The sequence below is a fragment of the Caulobacter sp. UNC358MFTsu5.1 genome (assembly GCF_000712075.1).
GTDB lineage: Bacteria > Pseudomonadota > Alphaproteobacteria > Caulobacterales > Caulobacteraceae > Caulobacter.
Window position 1 is genome coordinate 383494 of the sequence record NZ_JONW01000005.1, and the last position, 15925, is coordinate 399418.

Here is a 15925-nt window from a genome sequence, read left to right on the forward strand (position 1 = left end):
CCTCTTACGCCGCCTTGCGCGGCACGAGGACCACGGCCTCGCCGCCGACCACGGCCTTGCCGTTCACCAGGCAGCTGGTGTCCAGGGTGACGCGGGCCTTGGCCTCGTCGATCGCGGTCACCGTCACCCGGGCCACGACCTCGGCGCCGATCTTGACCGGGCGCTTGAAGTTCAGGGTCTGGGACAGATAGACCGCCCCGGGACCGGGCAGGGTCGTGCCCAGCACCGCCGAGATGTAGCCGGCCGACAGCATGCCGTGGGCGATGCGCTCGCCGAACGACGTGGTCGCGGCGTAGTCGGCGTCCAGGTGCACGGGATTGGTGTCGCCGGTCACCTGGGCGAAGGCGACGATGTCGGCCTCGGTCACGGTGCGGACCAGCTCGGCCGATTGGCCGACGCTCAGGTCCTCGAGAAACAGTCCCGGCATCACGCGCCCCTCATTCTTCTTGTGCATTGCACCAATCTTAGCGGCGCGGTTCCTACCAGACCAGATCGCCCATGGCGTGGGTCGCGCCCACCCGTTCGGCGGCCAGCAGGCCCTCGACCTTGGCCGGGTCCAGCCTGCCGTCGGGGCCGACCGCGGCCGCGCCGTGGATGCCCTTGGCGATGAACAGGCAGGCCAGGTCCTGGTCGTGCGCGCCCTTGACGTCGGTGATCACGCCGTCGCCGATGCACAGCACCCGCGAGCGGTCGACGGGGCCGCCCTTCAGGGCCTGCGCCTCGGCCAGGGCCAGGTCGTAGATCGGCCCGTAGGGCTTGCCGGCCATCAGCACCTGGCCGCCCAGGGTCTCGTACAGGTCGGCCAGGGCGCCGCCGCAATAGATCAGCTTGGAGCCGCGCTGCACCACCCGGTCGGGATTGGCGCAGATCAGGGTCAGGCCGCGCTCGGCGGCGATCGCCAGGCGGTCGGTGTAGTCGGCGGGCGCCTCGTTCTCGTCGTCGACCATGCCAGTGACGGCGACGAAGGCGGCGTCCTGGGGACCGGCGGTCTCCAGGCCCAGGCCGTCATACAGCGGCAGGTCCCGGTCGGGGCCGACGATCCAGGCCGGACCCGGCGCGCGGGCGGCCAGCAGGGTGCGGGTGGCGTCGCCCGAGGTGACGAAGGCGCTCCAGGCCTCGCGCGGCACGCCCAGCCGGTCCAGCTGCTCGATCACGTGCTCGGAGGGGCGCGGCGAGTTGGAGATCAGGATCACCGGCCCGTGGTGTTTGCGCCACTCGACCAGAGCCGCGCAGGCCTCCGGGAAGCTCTCGACCCCGTTGTGGATGACGCCCCAGACGTCGCACAGCAGCACGTCGTAGCGGTCGGCGAGGGCGGACAGGCCAGTGGGCAGATCGGTCATGGACAGGGGCGGTACCGGGCGGAGACGGATGCGTCAACGGTAGCGCATGTAGGGACGCGGGGGCGCTGGGGCCAGCGGAGGGATGCTGGTGAAGGGATGAGCTTTGCTGCCTTCCCCCCAACTGTTGTCATCCCGGAAGCCCCGCAGGGGCTGTCCGGGACCCAGGGGCGGCCGCACCGCATTCGCCCAGTCCCCTGGGTCCCGGACAAGCGCTACGCGCTTTCCGGGATGACAACCATCTTTACAGCCGCAATGGTTGAGTTCCATGCGCAGCTACCACGTCTACATGCTCGCCAGCCAACGCAACGGTACGCTCTATGTCGGCGTGACCGGCGACTTGTCGCGGCGCGTATGGGAACATCAGGAAGGCCTGACACCTGGCTTCACATCGAAATACGGCGTCGTCCGCCTGGTCTGGTACGAGGAATATCCCGACGTCGGCGATGCGATCAGGCGGGAGAAGAGCCTCAAGCGCTGGCGTCGCGCCTGGAAGCTGCGGCTGATCGAAGAGAACAATCCGCCGTGGCTGGATCTCTACGAGACCTGGAACGGCTGACCGTCCCCCAACAGTGTCATCCCGGAAGCCTCGCAGAGGCTGTCCGGGACCCAGGGGCGGCCGCACCGCATTCGCCCAGTCCCCTGGGTCCCGGACAAGCGCTACGCGCTTTCCGGGATGACAACCGTGGGACGGACGGGCGGAGAGGGTTACGCCCCGAACCCCTCCTCCATCCAGCGCCGGTACAGCGCCACCCGGTCGTCGTCCCAGTACGGCCCGCCCATCGGCATGCGGGGCTCGTTGCCGTCCGGGCGGACGAAGTCGAACACCGTCCGGCCGTTGGCGTGGTCGGCGTAGCCCTCGCCGCCCGCCGGGTCGGCCATCCAGTCGTAGCTGTCCAGCTTGACGCCCTTGCGCTTCATGCAGGCCAGGTCGTGGGCGTTGAACAGCGGCCGGATGTCCTTGGCGTAGGAGACCATCGCGCCCTCCCTACCAGTTGAAGCCCTGGTCTTCCCGGGCCTCCTTGATCTGGTCCTGGAACTCCATGCCGAACGACCAGGCGAACTCGGCCGGGAAGTTGGTCCGCCGCAGGGCGCGGCCGTACTGCGGATATTCGGCGGCCATCGAGGCGGTGTAGGTGTCGTTGAAATAGGTCTCGCGGTTCTTCAGCTCGTTCCAGGTGACCGAGTACTGGTGGCAGCCGATGCAGTTGGTGCGGCCGTTGCCGGTGTGGTGCTCCAGGTTGGGGTTGCTGCACCAGGTGGTGACCTTGTCGTAGGGCGCGGGGTTGCGCTGCTCGGTCGCGCCGTCGTAGGCGGCCTTGATCGCCGAGGCCAGGCCGGGCTGGCCGCTCTCGTAGGGCCCCCAGGGCTTGGGGTCGGTCTCGTTGAAGGCCGTGGTCACGCACATCTTGTAGTGCGACCAGACCCCGCCGTTGAACTTGGCCAGGGCGGCCGGGCGGTCCTGGCCGAAGTCCTCGTCGGGCTTGGGGCTCCACCACAGCGAGATCCAGATCCATTCGCGGGTGTCCTTGGTCGAGAAGTGGATAGACTTCAGGCCGTAGACCTTCCCGTCGGTGGTCTGGACCGCGTAGATGCCGTTGGTCGTCACCGGCTCCAGGGTGGGCTTGGGCCAGCTGCCGCCCTTCAGGACGGCGGTGATCGCCGCGGCGTCGGTGGCGTGGGCGCTGACCTTGGGCGCGGCGCCGTCGATCTCGTCCCAGCTGGTCTTGACCATCACCGCGTTGCGCGGGAACTCGTCGACGCAGGGCGAGAACTGGCTGGCGCTGGGCGGCGGCTGGTTCCACGGGATCTTGTTGGAGCAGGTCTCGATGCCCTGGGCCTGGGCCAGGACGTGCTCGACGAACGACGGGCTGAACAGGGTGAAGCCCCGGCCCAGCTCCTCCTCGGGCGCGCCGCGGTCGAAGCCCTCGGACTGCTTGAGCACCTGGGTCAGGTTGGCCGAGACCAGGCTGCGGACCATGTTCTTGTCGGTGCCGGCCTGCTCCATCACCTCGTGGGCGATCTCGGCGCGGGTCTTCTTGCAGGCGGCATCGGCCTTGCAGGCCGCCAGCTGGGCGATGAACAGCTTGATCTTCTGGTCGACCTCGGGATTGACGCTCATCCCCTCGTACCAGGTGTGCCACAGGGGCACCTCGTAGGTCTTGCCCTCCAGGGTCAGCTTCTGGGGTTCCAGCAGGGCCTCGACGATGGTCCAGGCGGTCTTGCGGCGATCGGCCATCGAGGCTTCCAGCCGGTCGAACAGCGCCTTGGGGTCCTCGGCGATCGGCGTGTAGTCCTTGCCGCGCCCGATCAGCAGCCGCCCCAGGGGCGAGGCTTCGCCCGCCTGCGGGTTCAGGCCGTTGGCGGTGAGGAACTGCACCGGGGCGCCCTCCCCGGCCGGCGGCGCCTCGGCCGTGGTCCCGCCCGGCCCGCAGGAGGCCAGCAACGCACCAATGAGAGCCAGTGGCGCGGCCAGGGCGGCCAGCAGGGGGATCCTCGTTCTCGACGATGCGGACATGGGGCGTTTCCTCGAATGGGGCGGCTTACCCGCCTTGCCAGGTTTGGATCAGTCGCAGGTGGTCGGGGGTGAGCAGGGCGCCGGAATTGACCCCGGGCCCGACGTCGGCCGGGGTGGCGTCGGCCTCGTAGCCGTGCACGGCGACCACGGTCGGGGCGGCGGCGTCGCCGATCCAGACCGGGCCGCCGCTCTGGCCGTCGGTGGTGTCGATCTCGTAGTACAGTCGGCCCTCCAGGCTGGTGCGCACCGGCCCCTTGGCCACCAGCAGGTGCTCGTAGCTGCCGGCGTATTCCGGATAGCCGGAGACCACGGCGGCGGTGCGGGGCAGCGCGGCGGGATCGATGGCGTCGTGCTTCATCCAGCCCACCCGCTCGCCGACCGGCTCGTCCAGGTGGATGCAGCCGATGTCGTGGGCGCGGTCGCGGTCCGCCAGCCAGGGCGGGGCGCAGTCGAAGCGCGTGGAGACCACCGCCCCGAACGGCCGCTTGTTCCAGCTCTGGCCGGGGATGACCGTGACCCGGCGGGCCCAGCCGCCGAAGGCCGGGTTGTGCAGGCAGTGGCCGGCGGTGATCACGGTCGAGGGGCCGGCCAGCCAGCCGGTGCCGTTGAACACGCCGGCGCCGGTCTCGATCCGCAGGGCGCAGACCATCCGCCAGGGCGCGGCCGTGGTGGTCAGCTCGACCCGGCGACGGTCGCGCGGGCCCAGGATGCTGAACATCCGGGCGCGGCCGGCGGGCGCCCGGGAGGGCGGCTCCGGCGCCAGGAGCGGCGCCAGGGTTCCCTCCGATCCCGCCGACAGCGGGACATCCAGGTCGATCGATACGGAATCGGACTGCGGACGATCCATGGCGGCCCCGCCTGCTTGGCGGGTCAAGGCTCGCCCAAAACAAGCACCCGCGTAAAGCTCAATCTTTAGGGGAGCGATGCGCGACGTCGGCAGGATCGTGCATCAAGTCTGCAGGATCGGCCTACCGTCCCGCGCGGCGCCGTGGCATGCCCCGCCTGTTCATCTCCCCCTGAACTTCGAGGACTCTCCGATGGCCATCGCAAAGGGCTACGCGGCCGCATCCGCGTCCGCGCCTCTGACCCCCTTCACCTTCGACCGCCGCGAACCCAACGACGACGACGTCGTCATCGCCATCAAGCACTGCGGCGTCTGCCACTCCGACATCCACATGGTCGACAACGGCTGGGGCCAGAGCGTCTATCCGATCGTGCCGGGCCACGAGATCACCGGCGTGGTCACCGCCGTCGGCTCCAAGGTCAGCCGCTTCAAGGAAGGCGACCGGGTCGGCGTCGGCTGCTTCGTCGACAGCTGCACCACCTGCGCCGCCCGCGACCTGGACCGCGAGCAGTACATGCCCGGCCTGGTCCTGACCTACAGCGGCTTCGAGCCCGGCGCCGACCTGCCCACCTACGGCGGCTATTCCGACCACATGGTGGTCAAGGAGGGCTATGTCCTGTCGATCCCCGACAACCTGCCCCTGGACGCCGCCGCCCCGCTGCTGTGCGCCGGCATCACCCTCTATTCGCCGCTGCGCCACTGGAACGCCGGTCCCGGCAAGTCGGTGGCGATCCTGGGCCTGGGCGGCCTGGGCCACATGGGCGTCAAGATCGCCCACGCCATGGGCGCCGAGGTCACGGTGCTGAGCCAGACCCTGTCCAAGCAGGCCGACGGCCTGGCGATGGGCGCCGACCACTATTACGCCACCAGCGACGCGGCGACCTTCGAGACCCTGGCCGGGACCTTCGACCTCTTGATCTGCACGGTGTCGGCCGGGATCGACTGGGGGGCGTACCTCAACCTGCTGAAGGTGGACGGGACCATGGTGCTGGTCGGCGCGCCGGAAGAGCCCGTGCCGCTGAACGCCTTCGCCCTGATCCCCGGCCGCCGCACCCTGGCCGGCTCGATGATCGGCTCGATCAAGGAAACCCAGGAGATGCTCGACTTCTGCGGCGAGCACGGGATCGTCGCCGACATCGAGACCATCGCCATCGACCAGATCAACGCGGCCTACGAACGCATGCAGAAGAGCGACGTGCGCTACCGCTTCGTGATCGACATGGCGACGCTGTAGGGCGCCTCGGGGACACGTGCGTGCGCGTGTCCCCCGGTTCTACGGCCTTCCCCCCGAGGGATCGAGGGAACGGCCCGAGTGTGCCGCCCGGCCGGACGGAGCACCTTGCCGGGAGTGCAATCCCGACCGAGGTCCCTCGTCATGAACTCCACCGTCCGCGCCCTCGCGGCGCCTGTCCTGGCCGCCTTCGCCCTGGCGGCGACCTCGGCCCCCGTGCTCGCCGGCGGGGCCGACCCGGCCAAGAAGGGCTCGGTCTCGCAGGAGGCGACCGGGGCCATCGAAATCCACGGCGGCGGCGTCGCCCTGGGCGTCGGCGTCAGCTGGGGCAAGGGGACCCTGACCTATCGCGGCGAGAAGCACGCGCTGAAGGTCAACGGCCTGTCGGCGGTCGACATCGGCGCCAGCGGCTTCACGGCCAGCGGCACGGTCAGCAACCTCAAGCAGCTGTCCGACATCGAAGGCACCTACCAGGCGGCGTCCCTGGGCGCGACCGTCGCCGGCGGCGGCAGCGTCTCGACGATGAAGAACGACAAGGGCGTGGTCATCAAGGTCAACGCCACCAGCCGCGGCCTGCGCCTGACGGCCGCGCCGTCGGGGGTGAAGATCCAGCTGGCGAAGTAGGCGGCGGACGACGCCCCTCCAATCTCCGGGGACGACGAAGGGGACACACACTCACCCAACGGCCTTGCCGAACTGGTGGCGTGCCTGCCGTGAGTGTGTCCCCACCTTCGCGCGCGGCCCCTCACGTCGCGTCGTGGAAGATCACCCCCAGCACCCGCCGGCGCCCCGACCGCACGGTGCTGACCCCGTGGCGCAGCACGCGGCGGTGGACGCCGCGCGTCCCCGTCGCCGGGCGCTCGCGCACCGCGAAGATCACGCCCTCGCCCTGCTTCAGCGGCACGACCTGCGGCCGCGACTGCTGGCGGGGACGCTGCTCGACCAGCACGAACTCGCCGCCCTCGAAGTCGCGGCCCGGCTCGTCCAGCAGGAAGGCGGCCTGCAGCGGGAAGACGTGCTCGCCGTACAGGTCCTGGTGCAGGCAGTTGTAGTCGCCCGGGCCGTAGGTCAGCAGCAGGGGCGTCGGCCGCGCCTGGCCCGCCGCGTGGCAGCGGGCCAGCATGTCGTCCAGGTCGTCCGGGAAGCGCCGGTCCTCGCCCAGCACCCGCGCCCACCGGTTGGCGACGGCGGCCAGCGGGCCGTAGAGCCCCTGGCGCAACCGCTGCACCGGGTCGGGCAAGGGGTAGGCGAAGTACTTGTACTCGCCCTGGCCGAAGCCGTGGCGGGCCATCACCACCCGGCTGCGGAAGCCGGCCTCCTGGTCGTAGAGGCCGGCGACCTTGGCGCAGGTCTCGGGCTTGAGCAGCGGCCCGGTCAGGGCCCAGCCCTGGGCGTCGAGGTCGGCTTCGATGCGGCTCCAGTCCAGGCTCACGCGGCTTCACTCATTTGCGTTTCTTTGGCGAGCAGCGCGCGCTTCCGCTCGACGCCCCAGCGGTAGCCCGAGAGGCCGCCGTCGGCCCGCACCACCCGGTGGCAGGGGGTGATCACCGCCAGCGGATTGGCCCCGCAGGCCTGGGCCACGGCCCGCACGGCGGCGGGACGGCCGATGGCCTGGGCGACGGTCTTGTACGAGGCGGTCGTCCCGGCCGGGATGGCCCGCAGCGCCGCCCAGACGGCCTTCTGCAGGTCTGTGCCCTGGGCGTCGAGCGGCAGGTCCAGCTTGGCCTCCGGATGGTCGACCTGGCGGGCCACGGCCTCCAGGTCGGCGGCCAGGCCGGCGGGAGCGGGCGTCAGCCGGGCCGCGCGGAAGCGGCGCTCCAGGTCGCGGACCAGAACGTCGGGATCGTCGCCCAGGGTCACCAGCCGCAGGCCGGCGTCGGAGCGGGCCACCAGGGCCAGGCCCAGGCTGGTCGGGACCGTCGCCCAGCGCAGGGTCTCGCGCGGCTGGTCGGGCTTGCAGCGCAGGCAGGCTCGGAAGCCGGCGGCGCGGGCGCTTTCGCGGGTGTCGTGGAACTCGACGTTCTTGCGCAGCGGCCGCCCGGCGCAGCTGGCCAGGCAGTAGACGCCGGTGGTGCGCACGGCGATGAAGAAGGCGCCGTCGAGGTCGCGGTCGCGGCGGCGCATGGCCTCCCAGCGCGCGTCGTCGGTGAGGAATTGAGAAGCGGTCATGGTCGGTCTCCTTTCGTGAGAAGGAGCATGCGCGCCATGACCTGCGGCGTCATTCCGATGCTTGCGGTTCCGGTTTGGGGCCGCAGATCAGGTCGACCATCACCGGGATCGTGGCCTCCAGCTGCTCGCGCGTCTCGCCGGCCCGGGCGCGGACCGACAGGGCGTTCATCATCATGCTGGCCACGCGGCCCAGGGCCACGGGATCGGCGCTGGACGGCAGCTCGCCCTTGGCCTGGCGGCGCTGGATCAGGCCTTCGACGCCCCGGTCCAGCTCGTGCAGGCCCTCGGCGACAATCCGGCGGGCCTCCTCGTCGACGGCCGCCTGGCCCAGGCCCGCGCTGACCAGGAAGCAACCGCGCCCGCTGCCGTCGTCCGCCAGGTAGAAGCCCAGGGCCGTGCGGTAGATCCGGGTCAGCACCTCGCGCAGCGACCCGCCGCCCCGGAAGGCCTCGGTCATGGCGGCGCGCGAGCGGTCCATGTAGGCGTCCAGCGCCGTCTTGAAGAGCGACTGCTTGTCGCCGAACGCCCCGTACAGGCTGGGCCGGTTCATGCCGGTGGCGGCGCTCAGGTCGTCCAGCGAGGCGCCGGCGTAGCCCTGGGACCAGAAGGTCTCGGTGGCCTTGGCCAGGGCGACCTTGGGATCGTAGGCGCGGGGACGGCCCCGACGCTTGGCGGGGGTTTCGGACATGGCTCTCTCCTGGTCCGGAATCTAATTTTTGTACCGTTTCGCAGTTTATTCCTTGACCACCGTTATTTTTATGCGAAACAGTATGAAAAAGCAACGGAGGGTTCGATGGACCTCTATTTCTCGCCGATGGCCTGTTCGATGGCGACCCGGATCGCGGCCTACGAGGCGGGGGCGGACATCCGCTTCCTGAAGGTCGACACCAAGGCCCGGCCCAAGGTGGTCGAGGACGGGACCGCCTTCCTCACCCTCAACGGCATGGGCCAGGTGCCGGTCCTGCGGACCGACGACGGCGAACTGATCGTCGAGAACGCGGTGATCCTGCAGTACGTGGCCGACCGCTTCCCGGCGTCGGGCCTGATCCCCGCCGACGGGGCGGAGCGCCGCAAGGTGCAGAGCTGGCTCAGCTTCGTCGGCACCGAGCTGCACACCGGCGTGTTCATCGCCCTGCTCAGCAAGACCGCCCCGGAAGGCGCCAAGGCCTTCGCCCGCGAGCTGCTGGCCGAGCGCCTGGCCTTCCTCGACGCCCACCTGAAGGGCCGCGAGTTCCTGCAGGGCCGGTTCAGCGTGGCCGACGCCTACCTGTTCGTGATGCTGACCTGGGCCCGCTACCTGGCCATCGACTTCACGCCCTATCCGAACCTGGCCGCCTATCGCGACCGCCTGCAGACCCGGCCCTCGGTGGCCAGGGCCTTCGACGAGGAATTCACCCTGTTCAAGGCCGCGGCCTGAAAGCCGTGACCTGAACGGGGGACACACACTCACGGCGCGGCCGTGATCCACGCGGCCCTATCCCCGCCGTGAGTGTGCGTCCCCTCCTTCAACCGCTCCACTCCCCAGGAGACACCCATGCGTAACCTGATCATCGCCGCCGTGGCCCTGGCCGCGGCGGGCGGCCCCGCCATGGCCGAAACCAAACCCCAGACCGGCTGGCTGACGCTGGCCGCCCCCACAACCCGGGACCACCTGGTGTTCGACGGCACGCTGTGGCGCTGCAAGGCCGACGTCTGCCGCTCGACCCAGGTCAAGTCGCTGCCGCCCCTGCGCAGCTGCAAGCGCCTGGCGCGCGAGCTGGGGCCGATCACCGGCTTCGGCTATCGCGGCGTGACCCTGTCGGACGCCGAACTCGGCGAATGCAATCCGGCCCAGATCGCCAAGACCCCGGCGGCTTCGGAAGTCGCCGTCGCCCACTGATCTCCGACCTCGGAGGAGGACCTCGGGGGCGTGCGCAAGCGCGCCCCCTTTTTTTCGTCCCCATAACCTCCGTCATCCTCGGACTTGTTCCGAGGACCCCTGCTTCAGCCGAGAAGAAGGATGATCCGTGGAGCGGCGAGGTCGCGGATCCGCCCAAACGGCGAACCAGCCGACAGAGGGGTCCTCGGAACAAGTCGAGGATGACGGTGATCGAGCTAGCTGACGCGGTGAGAGCAACGCGTTTGCCCCTCCCCGCCTCGTCTGCTATCCCCCGCCCATGCCTTTCGTTCGGAAGACCTCGCGAATTAACCGCCCGGCGTGACGCCGCCGGACGAGTTTCCAGCGCGCGCCGGGTTCCCCCGCGAATTTTCCCGAACATTCCAAGCTGGATAGCTCTCCCATGGCCGACGACGCCACGACGACCGCCCGCGACTACCGCGAAACCGTCTTCCTTCCCGACACCCCGTTCCCGATGCGCGGGGGCCTGCCCAAGAAGGAGCCCGAGATCCTGGAGGGCTGGGCCGCCCTGTCGGACAAGGGCCTGTACGGCGCCGTGCGCGCCGCGCGCCAGGCCGCCGGCGCCCCGCTGTTCGTGCTGCACGACGGCCCGCCCTATGCGAACGGGGCCATCCACATCGGCCACGCCCTGAACAAGACGCTGAAGGACTTCGTGGTCCGGTCGCGCTTCGCCCTGGGCTACGACGTCGACTACGTGCCCGGCTGGGACTGCCACGGCCTGCCGATCGAGTGGAAGATCGAGGAAGAGTTCCGCGCCAAGGGCCGCCGCAAGGACGAGGTGCCCGCCGCCGAGTTCCGCGAGCGCTGCCGCGAATACGCCGCCCACTGGATCGAGGCCCAGAAGGTCGAGTTCCAGCGCCTGGGCGTGCTGGGCGACTGGTGGAACCGCTACGCCACCATGGACTACGGCAGCGAGGCCACGATCGTGGCCGAGTTCCACAAGTTCGCGCAAACCGGCCAGCTCTATCGCGGCTCCAAGCCGGTGATGTGGAGCCCGGTCGAGCGCACGGCCCTGGCCGACGCCGAGATCGAGTACCACGACCACGTCAGTCCGACCGTCTGGGTGAAGTTCCCCGTCAAGGCCTATGACGAGGACCGCTACGCCATGTCGGGCGCCGCCGCCGGCGACAACGTCTTCCGCCTGCCGCCCAACGACGCCAGCGTCGTGATCTGGACCACCACCCCGTGGACCATCCCGGCCAACCGGGCGATCTCGTTCGGGCCCAAGGTCGAGTACGGCCTCTACGAGGTCGAGGCCCTGGAGGAGAACCTCGAGTTCGCCCCGTGGTCCAAGGTCGGCGACCGCCTGATCGTGGCCGACAAGCTGGCCGAGGACGTCCGCCAGGCCGCCAAGGTCGCCAAGTGGCGCCGCGCCGAGCCGGTCGACCCGACGGGCCTGATCTGCGCCCACCCGCTGGCGCAATTCGATGAAGGCTACGGCTTCGACGTGCCGCTGCTGGCCGGCGAGCACGTGACCGACGACGCCGGCACCGGCTTCGTCCACACCGCCCCGGGCCACGGCGCCGACGACTACCTGGTCTGGCTCAAGAGCGGCTACAGCCTGGACGCCATCCCCGACACCGTCGATCCCGACGGCGCCTACTTCGCCCACGTGCCCCTGTTCGGCGGCCTGAAGGTCATCGAGACCGAGGGCAAGAAGGCCGGCAAGTTCGGCCCCGCCAACGGCGCGGTCATGGACAAGCTGATCGAGGCCGGAAACCTGCTGGCGCGCGGCCGCGTCGAGCACAGCTATCCGCATAGCTGGCGCTCCAAGGCCCCGGTGATCTTCCGCAACACCCCGCAGTGGTTCATCCGCATGGACCAGCCGGTCCCGACCCTGGGCGGCAAGACCCTGCGCGAGACGGCCGTGAAGGCCATCGCCGACACCGCCTTCCACCCCGACGCCGGCCGCAACCGCATCGGGGCCATGGTCGAGACGCGTCCGGACTGGCTGATCAGCCGCCAGCGCGCCTGGGGCACGCCGCTCGCCATGTTCGTGGACAAGGAGACGGGCGTCCCGCTGATGGACGAGGCCGTCAACCGCCGCATCCTGGACGCCATCCAGGAAGGCGGCGCCGACGCCTGGTTCACCCGTCCCGACGAGGACTTCCTGGGCGGCGACCACGACCCGGCCCAGTACGAGAAGGTCGTCGACATCCTGGACGTCTGGTTCGACAGCGGCTCGACCCACGCCTTCACCCTGGAAGGCCGCAACGACAGCCGCAGCCCGGCCGACCTCTATCTGGAAGGCAGCGACCAGCATCGCGGCTGGTTCCAGTCGTCGCTTCTCGAGAGCTGCGGCACGCGCGGCCGCGCGCCGTACAAGGGCGTCCTGACCCACGGGTTCACCCAGGACGAGAACGGCGAGAAGATGTCCAAGTCCAAGGGCAACACCGTCGAGCCCCAGGCCATCACCAAGGAGTCCGGCGCCGAGATCCTGCGGCTGTGGGCGGCGATGGTCGACTATTCCGAGGACCAGCGGATCGGCAAGACGATCCTGGCCACGACGACCGACGCCTATCGCAAGCTGCGCAACACCACGCGCTACCTGCTGGGCGCCCTGGCCGGCTTCGACGAGGCCGAGCGGGTCACCGACTACGCCGACTTCCCGCCGCTGGAGAAGTACGTCCTGCACCGCCTGTGGGAACTCGACGCCCAGGTGAAGGCCGCCTACGAGGCCTATCGCTTCAGCGACGTGATCCGGCCGCTGATCGACTTCTGCCAGGGCGACCTGTCGGCCCTGTTCTTCGACATCCGCAAGGACAGCCTCTATTGCGACGCGCCCACGGCCCTGCGCCGCCGGGCCTATCGCACGGTGCTGGACTACGTGTTCGAGCGCCTGACGGTGTGGCTGTCGCCCCTGACCTGCTTCACCATGGAAGAGGCCTGGACGACGCGCTTCCCCGACGCCGGGTCGAACGTGCTGCGGGTGATGCCGGAGACCCCGGCCGCCTGGCGCAACGACGCCGAGGCCGCCCGCTGGGCCAAGGTCGAGGCCGTGACCTCGGTGGTGACCGCCGCCCTGGAGGTCGAGCGCCGCGAGAAGCGCATCGGCTCGGCCCTGGAGGCCGCGCCGGTCGTCCACATCGCCGAGCCCGACCTGCTGGCGGCCTTCGACGGCGTCGACGCGGCCGAGGTGTTCCGCACCAGCCAGGCGACCCTGGTCGCCGGGACCGCATCCGCCGCCTTCGCCCTGGACGAGATCAAGGGCGTGGCGGTGGAGCCCAAGCTGGCCGAGGGCAAGAAGTGCGCCCGCTCGTGGCGCATCCTGCCGGAGGTGGGAACCGACCCCCGCTATCCGGAGCTTAGCCTGCGCGACGCCGAAGCTGTGGCGTGGTGGGATAGCCAGCACGCCGCCTGACATCCTTATCGTTGTCATCCCGGAAGCCTCGCAGAGGCTGTCCGGGACCCAGGGGACTGGGCTGACGCCTTGCGGTTCCCCTGGGTCCCGGACAAGCGCTCCGCGCTTTCCGGGATGACAACCTTTGGGGACCGCTTCCGGGATGACAACGGTTTTGCGGCGGCTTAAGGACGAAGAATGCTCAAGATCACCCGCCTCGGCTGGACCGCCTACGCCATCGCGATCGTCACCATCGTGCTGGACCAGATCAGCAAGGCCTGGATCCTGTCGACCCTGGGCGCGGCGCCCGGCGCCAGCCAGCAGGTGGCCGGGCCGTTCTACCTGACCCTGGTGCATAACCTGGGCATGAGCTTCGGCCTGTTCCGCGGGTCGGAGCTCAGCCGCTGGCTGCTGACCCTGTTCTCGGCCGCGGTGGTGATCGGCCTGGCGGTCTGGGCGCGCAAGGCGGTCAAGCCGCTGGTCGCGGCGGGAATCGGCCTGATCATGGGCGGGGCGTTCGGCAACAACCTGATCGACCGCATCCGCTACGGCTACGTCGTCGACTTCATCGACGTCTCGCGCCTGCACTTCCCCTGGGTGTTCAACGTCGCCGACTCGGCCATCAGCATCGGGGTCGCCCTGCTGCTGCTGGACAGCTTCCTGTCGGAAGAAAAGACCATGGCCAATCCGGACGGACACGGGCTTTAGGCGTACAATAGCGCCCTAACACAGCCACGATTTCGAGGAAGATTGGCGCCCGGCCTCGGATGTCGTATCGAGAGCGTCCGAATTTACGGCCCGGGGGGCCGGTGGAGCAGGTTTCATGAGTTTCTATCGGGTCGCGACCCTGGGCGTTCTGGCCTCCGTGGCCGCCATGGGCCTCGCCGGTTGCCAGTCCACGTCCAAGGCGCTGGGCATGAGCAAGGTGGTTCCTGACGAATTCCGCGTCGTCACCAAGGCCCCGCTGGTGGTGCCGCCCGACTACAGCCTGCGTCCGCCGGCCCCCGGCGAGCCGCGCCCGCAGGAGCTGCAGCCCGAAAGCGCCGCGCGCCAGGCCCTGATCGGCCAGAGCAACGCCGCCGGCCGTTCGGACGGCGAGAAGCTGCTGGTCTCCAAGGCCGGCGTCGACAAGGCCGACCCGCTGATCCGCTTCGTCGTCGACGACGAGAACGGCGACCTGGCCCACAAGGACGAGAGCTTCTCGCAGAAGGTCATGTTCTGGAAGAAGGGCGACAAGACCGCCGCCCCGACCGCGTCCGAGACCGGCGCCACCGACGCCACCCCGGTCGACGCCGCCACCGAAGAGGCCCGCCTCAAGGAACTGACCGGCAACGGCACGATCGTCATCGCCCGCGAAAAGGACAGCAAGATCAAGCTGCCGGGCCTGTAGGGCCGGGTTTTGACCCGCTGAAGTTCGAAAGGCCCGGAGGGAGACTTCCGGGCCTTTTGCTTTGGCTCCGCCCCCTACGGGGGCGGACAGACCGCGAAGCGGTCAGGTGGGGGCAAGTCGGTGAGCCTCGGCGCCCTACGACCCACTTGCCCCCTACGGATCGCTTCGCGATCGTCTTCCCCCACAGGGGGAAGAGCCAGCCTCACTCCCCCGGCGTCGACACCTCGAACCCCCGCGCCCGCATCTGGTCCAGCACCCCGCCCCGCGCCACCAGGCTGCGGACGCCGTAGACCGCCACCGCGTGGCCCGGCGTGCGCATCGCCGCCGACAGCGCCTCGACCTCGTCCGCCGTCCCCTTGCGCTCCAGGTCGGCCATGCCGGGCAGGGCCAGCAGGCAGCGCTGGAAGTTGCGGGGGCCGGCGATGGCGCCGCGCACATCGCCGCGCGCCCAGGCGCGGGCGGCGGCCCGGGCGGCCTCGGGGCCGGCGTTGACCTCGTCCAGCACGCCCTCCAGGCAGATCAGCCCGGCCTCGCGCGAGTGCTCGCGCACCGCCGTCCTGATCAGCGGCATGGCCTTGTAGGTCGCGGCCGGCCGGGCCTTGACCCCGTGCTTGCGGGCCAGGCGGCCGATCGTGCGTTCGGGCTCGGCCGTCTCCAGCCGCACCGACTTGCGGTAGTCGCCGGCCATCATGATCCCCGCCCCCAGCGGGCTCCAGCCCTCGTAGGCGTCCGGCCCCTTGCCCAGGGTCGCGCGGGCCTTCGCCAGCTTGGCGGCCAGGCCGCCGGCGGACGCCTCCAGCGGTTCCTTCGACTTCAGCTTGCCGCGCAGGGCCAGGGCGGCCGGCAGGTCGCCGATCCCGGCCTTGCCCTCCGGCGGCAGGATCACCGCGAAAGCCCCGTCCAGCCGATGCTCCAGCACCCCGGTGTCCCAGGCCTGGCCCTTGGGCAGGGCCTGCAGCACGCCCAGCATGTAGATCGTGGTGTCGCCGTCCGAGATCCGCCACCAGGCCGGTCCCGGCAGCCTGGCGCTGACCACCAGGGCCTCGACGACATTGGCCTCGGGATCGTCGAGGCCGGGCGCGGTCTGGGCGTGGGCGGGGGTGGAGGTCAGGGCGAGGGCCGCCGCCAGGATCGCCAGTCGCCGCATGTCGTGGACCTCCAGCTCAGCCGGGGACACGCCCTCGCGGCGTGTCCCCAAC

At 70.2% G+C, this 15925-nt stretch carries 17 protein-coding genes; 8 read left to right on the top strand and 9 right to left on the bottom strand.

Going from position 1 to position 15925, the window contains the following annotated elements; all coding sequences use genetic code 11:
* Window positions 1-4 precede the first annotated feature (4 nt).
* A complete protein-coding gene (locus BR39_RS0103905) occupies window positions 5-430 on the bottom strand; it encodes a MaoC family dehydratase (protein WP_197026663.1) in 426 nt (141 codons plus the stop codon).
* A 49-nt stretch (window positions 431-479) separates the two neighbouring features.
* Complete coding sequence (locus BR39_RS0103910; RefSeq protein ID WP_029907937.1) at window positions 480-1340, bottom strand: TIGR01459 family HAD-type hydrolase; 861 nt, start codon at window positions 1338-1340, stop codon at window positions 480-482.
* Between the two features lie 265 nt (window positions 1341-1605).
* Here BR39_RS0103910 and BR39_RS0103915 point away from each other — a divergent pair, with 265 nt between their 5' ends.
* Complete coding sequence (locus BR39_RS0103915; protein WP_029907939.1) at window positions 1606-1896, top strand: GIY-YIG nuclease family protein; 291 nt, start codon at window positions 1606-1608, stop codon at window positions 1894-1896.
* 149 nt (window positions 1897-2045) lie between these two features.
* Here the strand turns inward: BR39_RS0103915 and BR39_RS0103920 are convergent, their stop codons facing one another.
* From BR39_RS0103920 to BR39_RS0103930, 3 genes are read right to left on the bottom strand one after another with little or no spacing between them, the layout of a single operon-like run.
* Window positions 2046-2315: a hypothetical protein gene (locus BR39_RS0103920; protein WP_029907941.1), complete on the bottom strand. Its 270-nt coding sequence runs from the start codon at window positions 2313-2315 to the stop codon at window positions 2046-2048.
* Between the two features lie 10 nt (window positions 2316-2325).
* The gene (locus tag BR39_RS0103925) at window positions 2326-3855 is read right to left on the bottom strand and encodes a hypothetical protein (protein WP_156035574.1); all 1530 of its coding nucleotides are present in this window, start codon (window positions 3853-3855) and stop codon (window positions 2326-2328) included.
* Between the two features lie 25 nt (window positions 3856-3880).
* On the bottom strand, window positions 3881-4729 hold the full coding sequence (locus BR39_RS0103930) for a serine protease (protein WP_156035575.1): 849 nt from the start codon (window positions 4727-4729) through the stop codon (window positions 3881-3883).
* A 163-nt stretch (window positions 4730-4892) separates the two neighbouring features.
* Here BR39_RS0103930 and BR39_RS0103935 point away from each other — a divergent pair, with 163 nt between their 5' ends.
* Window positions 4893-5933, top strand: coding sequence for an NAD(P)-dependent alcohol dehydrogenase (locus BR39_RS0103935; RefSeq protein WP_029907946.1), 1041 nt, complete (start codon window positions 4893-4895; stop codon window positions 5931-5933).
* A gap of 141 nt (window positions 5934-6074) precedes the next feature.
* Entirely contained in the window at window positions 6075-6554 is a 480-nt protein-coding gene (locus tag BR39_RS25190; protein WP_051695145.1) for a hypothetical protein, read from the top strand.
* A gap of 121 nt (window positions 6555-6675) precedes the next feature.
* On the opposite strand, the gene BR39_RS0103945 is transcribed toward BR39_RS25190, so the two are convergent.
* Genes BR39_RS0103945 through BR39_RS0103955 form a run of 3 tightly spaced genes read right to left on the bottom strand, consistent with a single transcriptional unit; the run spans window position 6676 to window position 8787 of the window.
* Window positions 6676-7362, bottom strand: coding sequence for a 2OG-Fe(II) oxygenase (locus tag BR39_RS0103945; RefSeq protein ID WP_029907951.1), 687 nt, complete (start codon window positions 7360-7362; stop codon window positions 6676-6678).
* A complete protein-coding gene (locus BR39_RS0103950; protein WP_029907952.1) occupies window positions 7359-8099 on the bottom strand; it encodes a methylated-DNA--[protein]-cysteine S-methyltransferase in 741 nt (246 codons plus the stop codon). The genes BR39_RS0103945 and BR39_RS0103950 overlap by 4 nt, the downstream gene beginning before the upstream one ends.
* Before the next feature lie 49 nt (window positions 8100-8148).
* On the bottom strand, window positions 8149-8787 hold the full coding sequence (locus BR39_RS0103955) for a TetR/AcrR family transcriptional regulator (RefSeq protein WP_029907953.1): 639 nt from the start codon (window positions 8785-8787) through the stop codon (window positions 8149-8151).
* A gap of 105 nt (window positions 8788-8892) precedes the next feature.
* On the opposite strand from BR39_RS0103955, the gene BR39_RS0103960 reads away from it, so the two are divergent.
* From BR39_RS0103960 to BR39_RS0103980, 5 genes are all read left to right on the top strand, one after another.
* Entirely contained in the window at window positions 8893-9516 is a 624-nt protein-coding gene (locus tag BR39_RS0103960) for a glutathione S-transferase C-terminal domain-containing protein (protein ID WP_029907954.1), read from the top strand.
* Window positions 9517-9633: 117 nt separating this feature from the next.
* Window positions 9634-9978: a hypothetical protein gene (locus BR39_RS0103965; protein WP_029907955.1), complete on the top strand. Its 345-nt coding sequence runs from the start codon at window positions 9634-9636 to the stop codon at window positions 9976-9978.
* Between the two features lie 400 nt (window positions 9979-10378).
* Window positions 10379-13357, top strand: coding sequence for an isoleucine--tRNA ligase (gene ileS, locus BR39_RS0103970; RefSeq protein WP_029907956.1), 2979 nt, complete (start codon window positions 10379-10381; stop codon window positions 13355-13357).
* 177 nt (window positions 13358-13534) lie between these two features.
* A complete protein-coding gene (lspA, locus tag BR39_RS0103975; protein WP_029907957.1) occupies window positions 13535-14044 on the top strand; it encodes a signal peptidase II in 510 nt (169 codons plus the stop codon).
* 115 nt (window positions 14045-14159) lie between these two features.
* On the top strand, window positions 14160-14726 hold the full coding sequence (locus BR39_RS0103980) for a DUF3035 domain-containing protein (RefSeq protein WP_029907958.1): 567 nt from the start codon (window positions 14160-14162) through the stop codon (window positions 14724-14726).
* Window positions 14727-14928: 202 nt separating this feature from the next.
* Here the strand turns inward: BR39_RS0103980 and BR39_RS0103985 are convergent, their stop codons facing one another.
* A complete protein-coding gene (locus BR39_RS0103985) occupies window positions 14929-15873 on the bottom strand; it encodes a TraB/GumN family protein (RefSeq protein ID WP_029907959.1) in 945 nt (314 codons plus the stop codon).
* Between the last annotated feature and the right edge of the window lie 52 nt (window positions 15874-15925).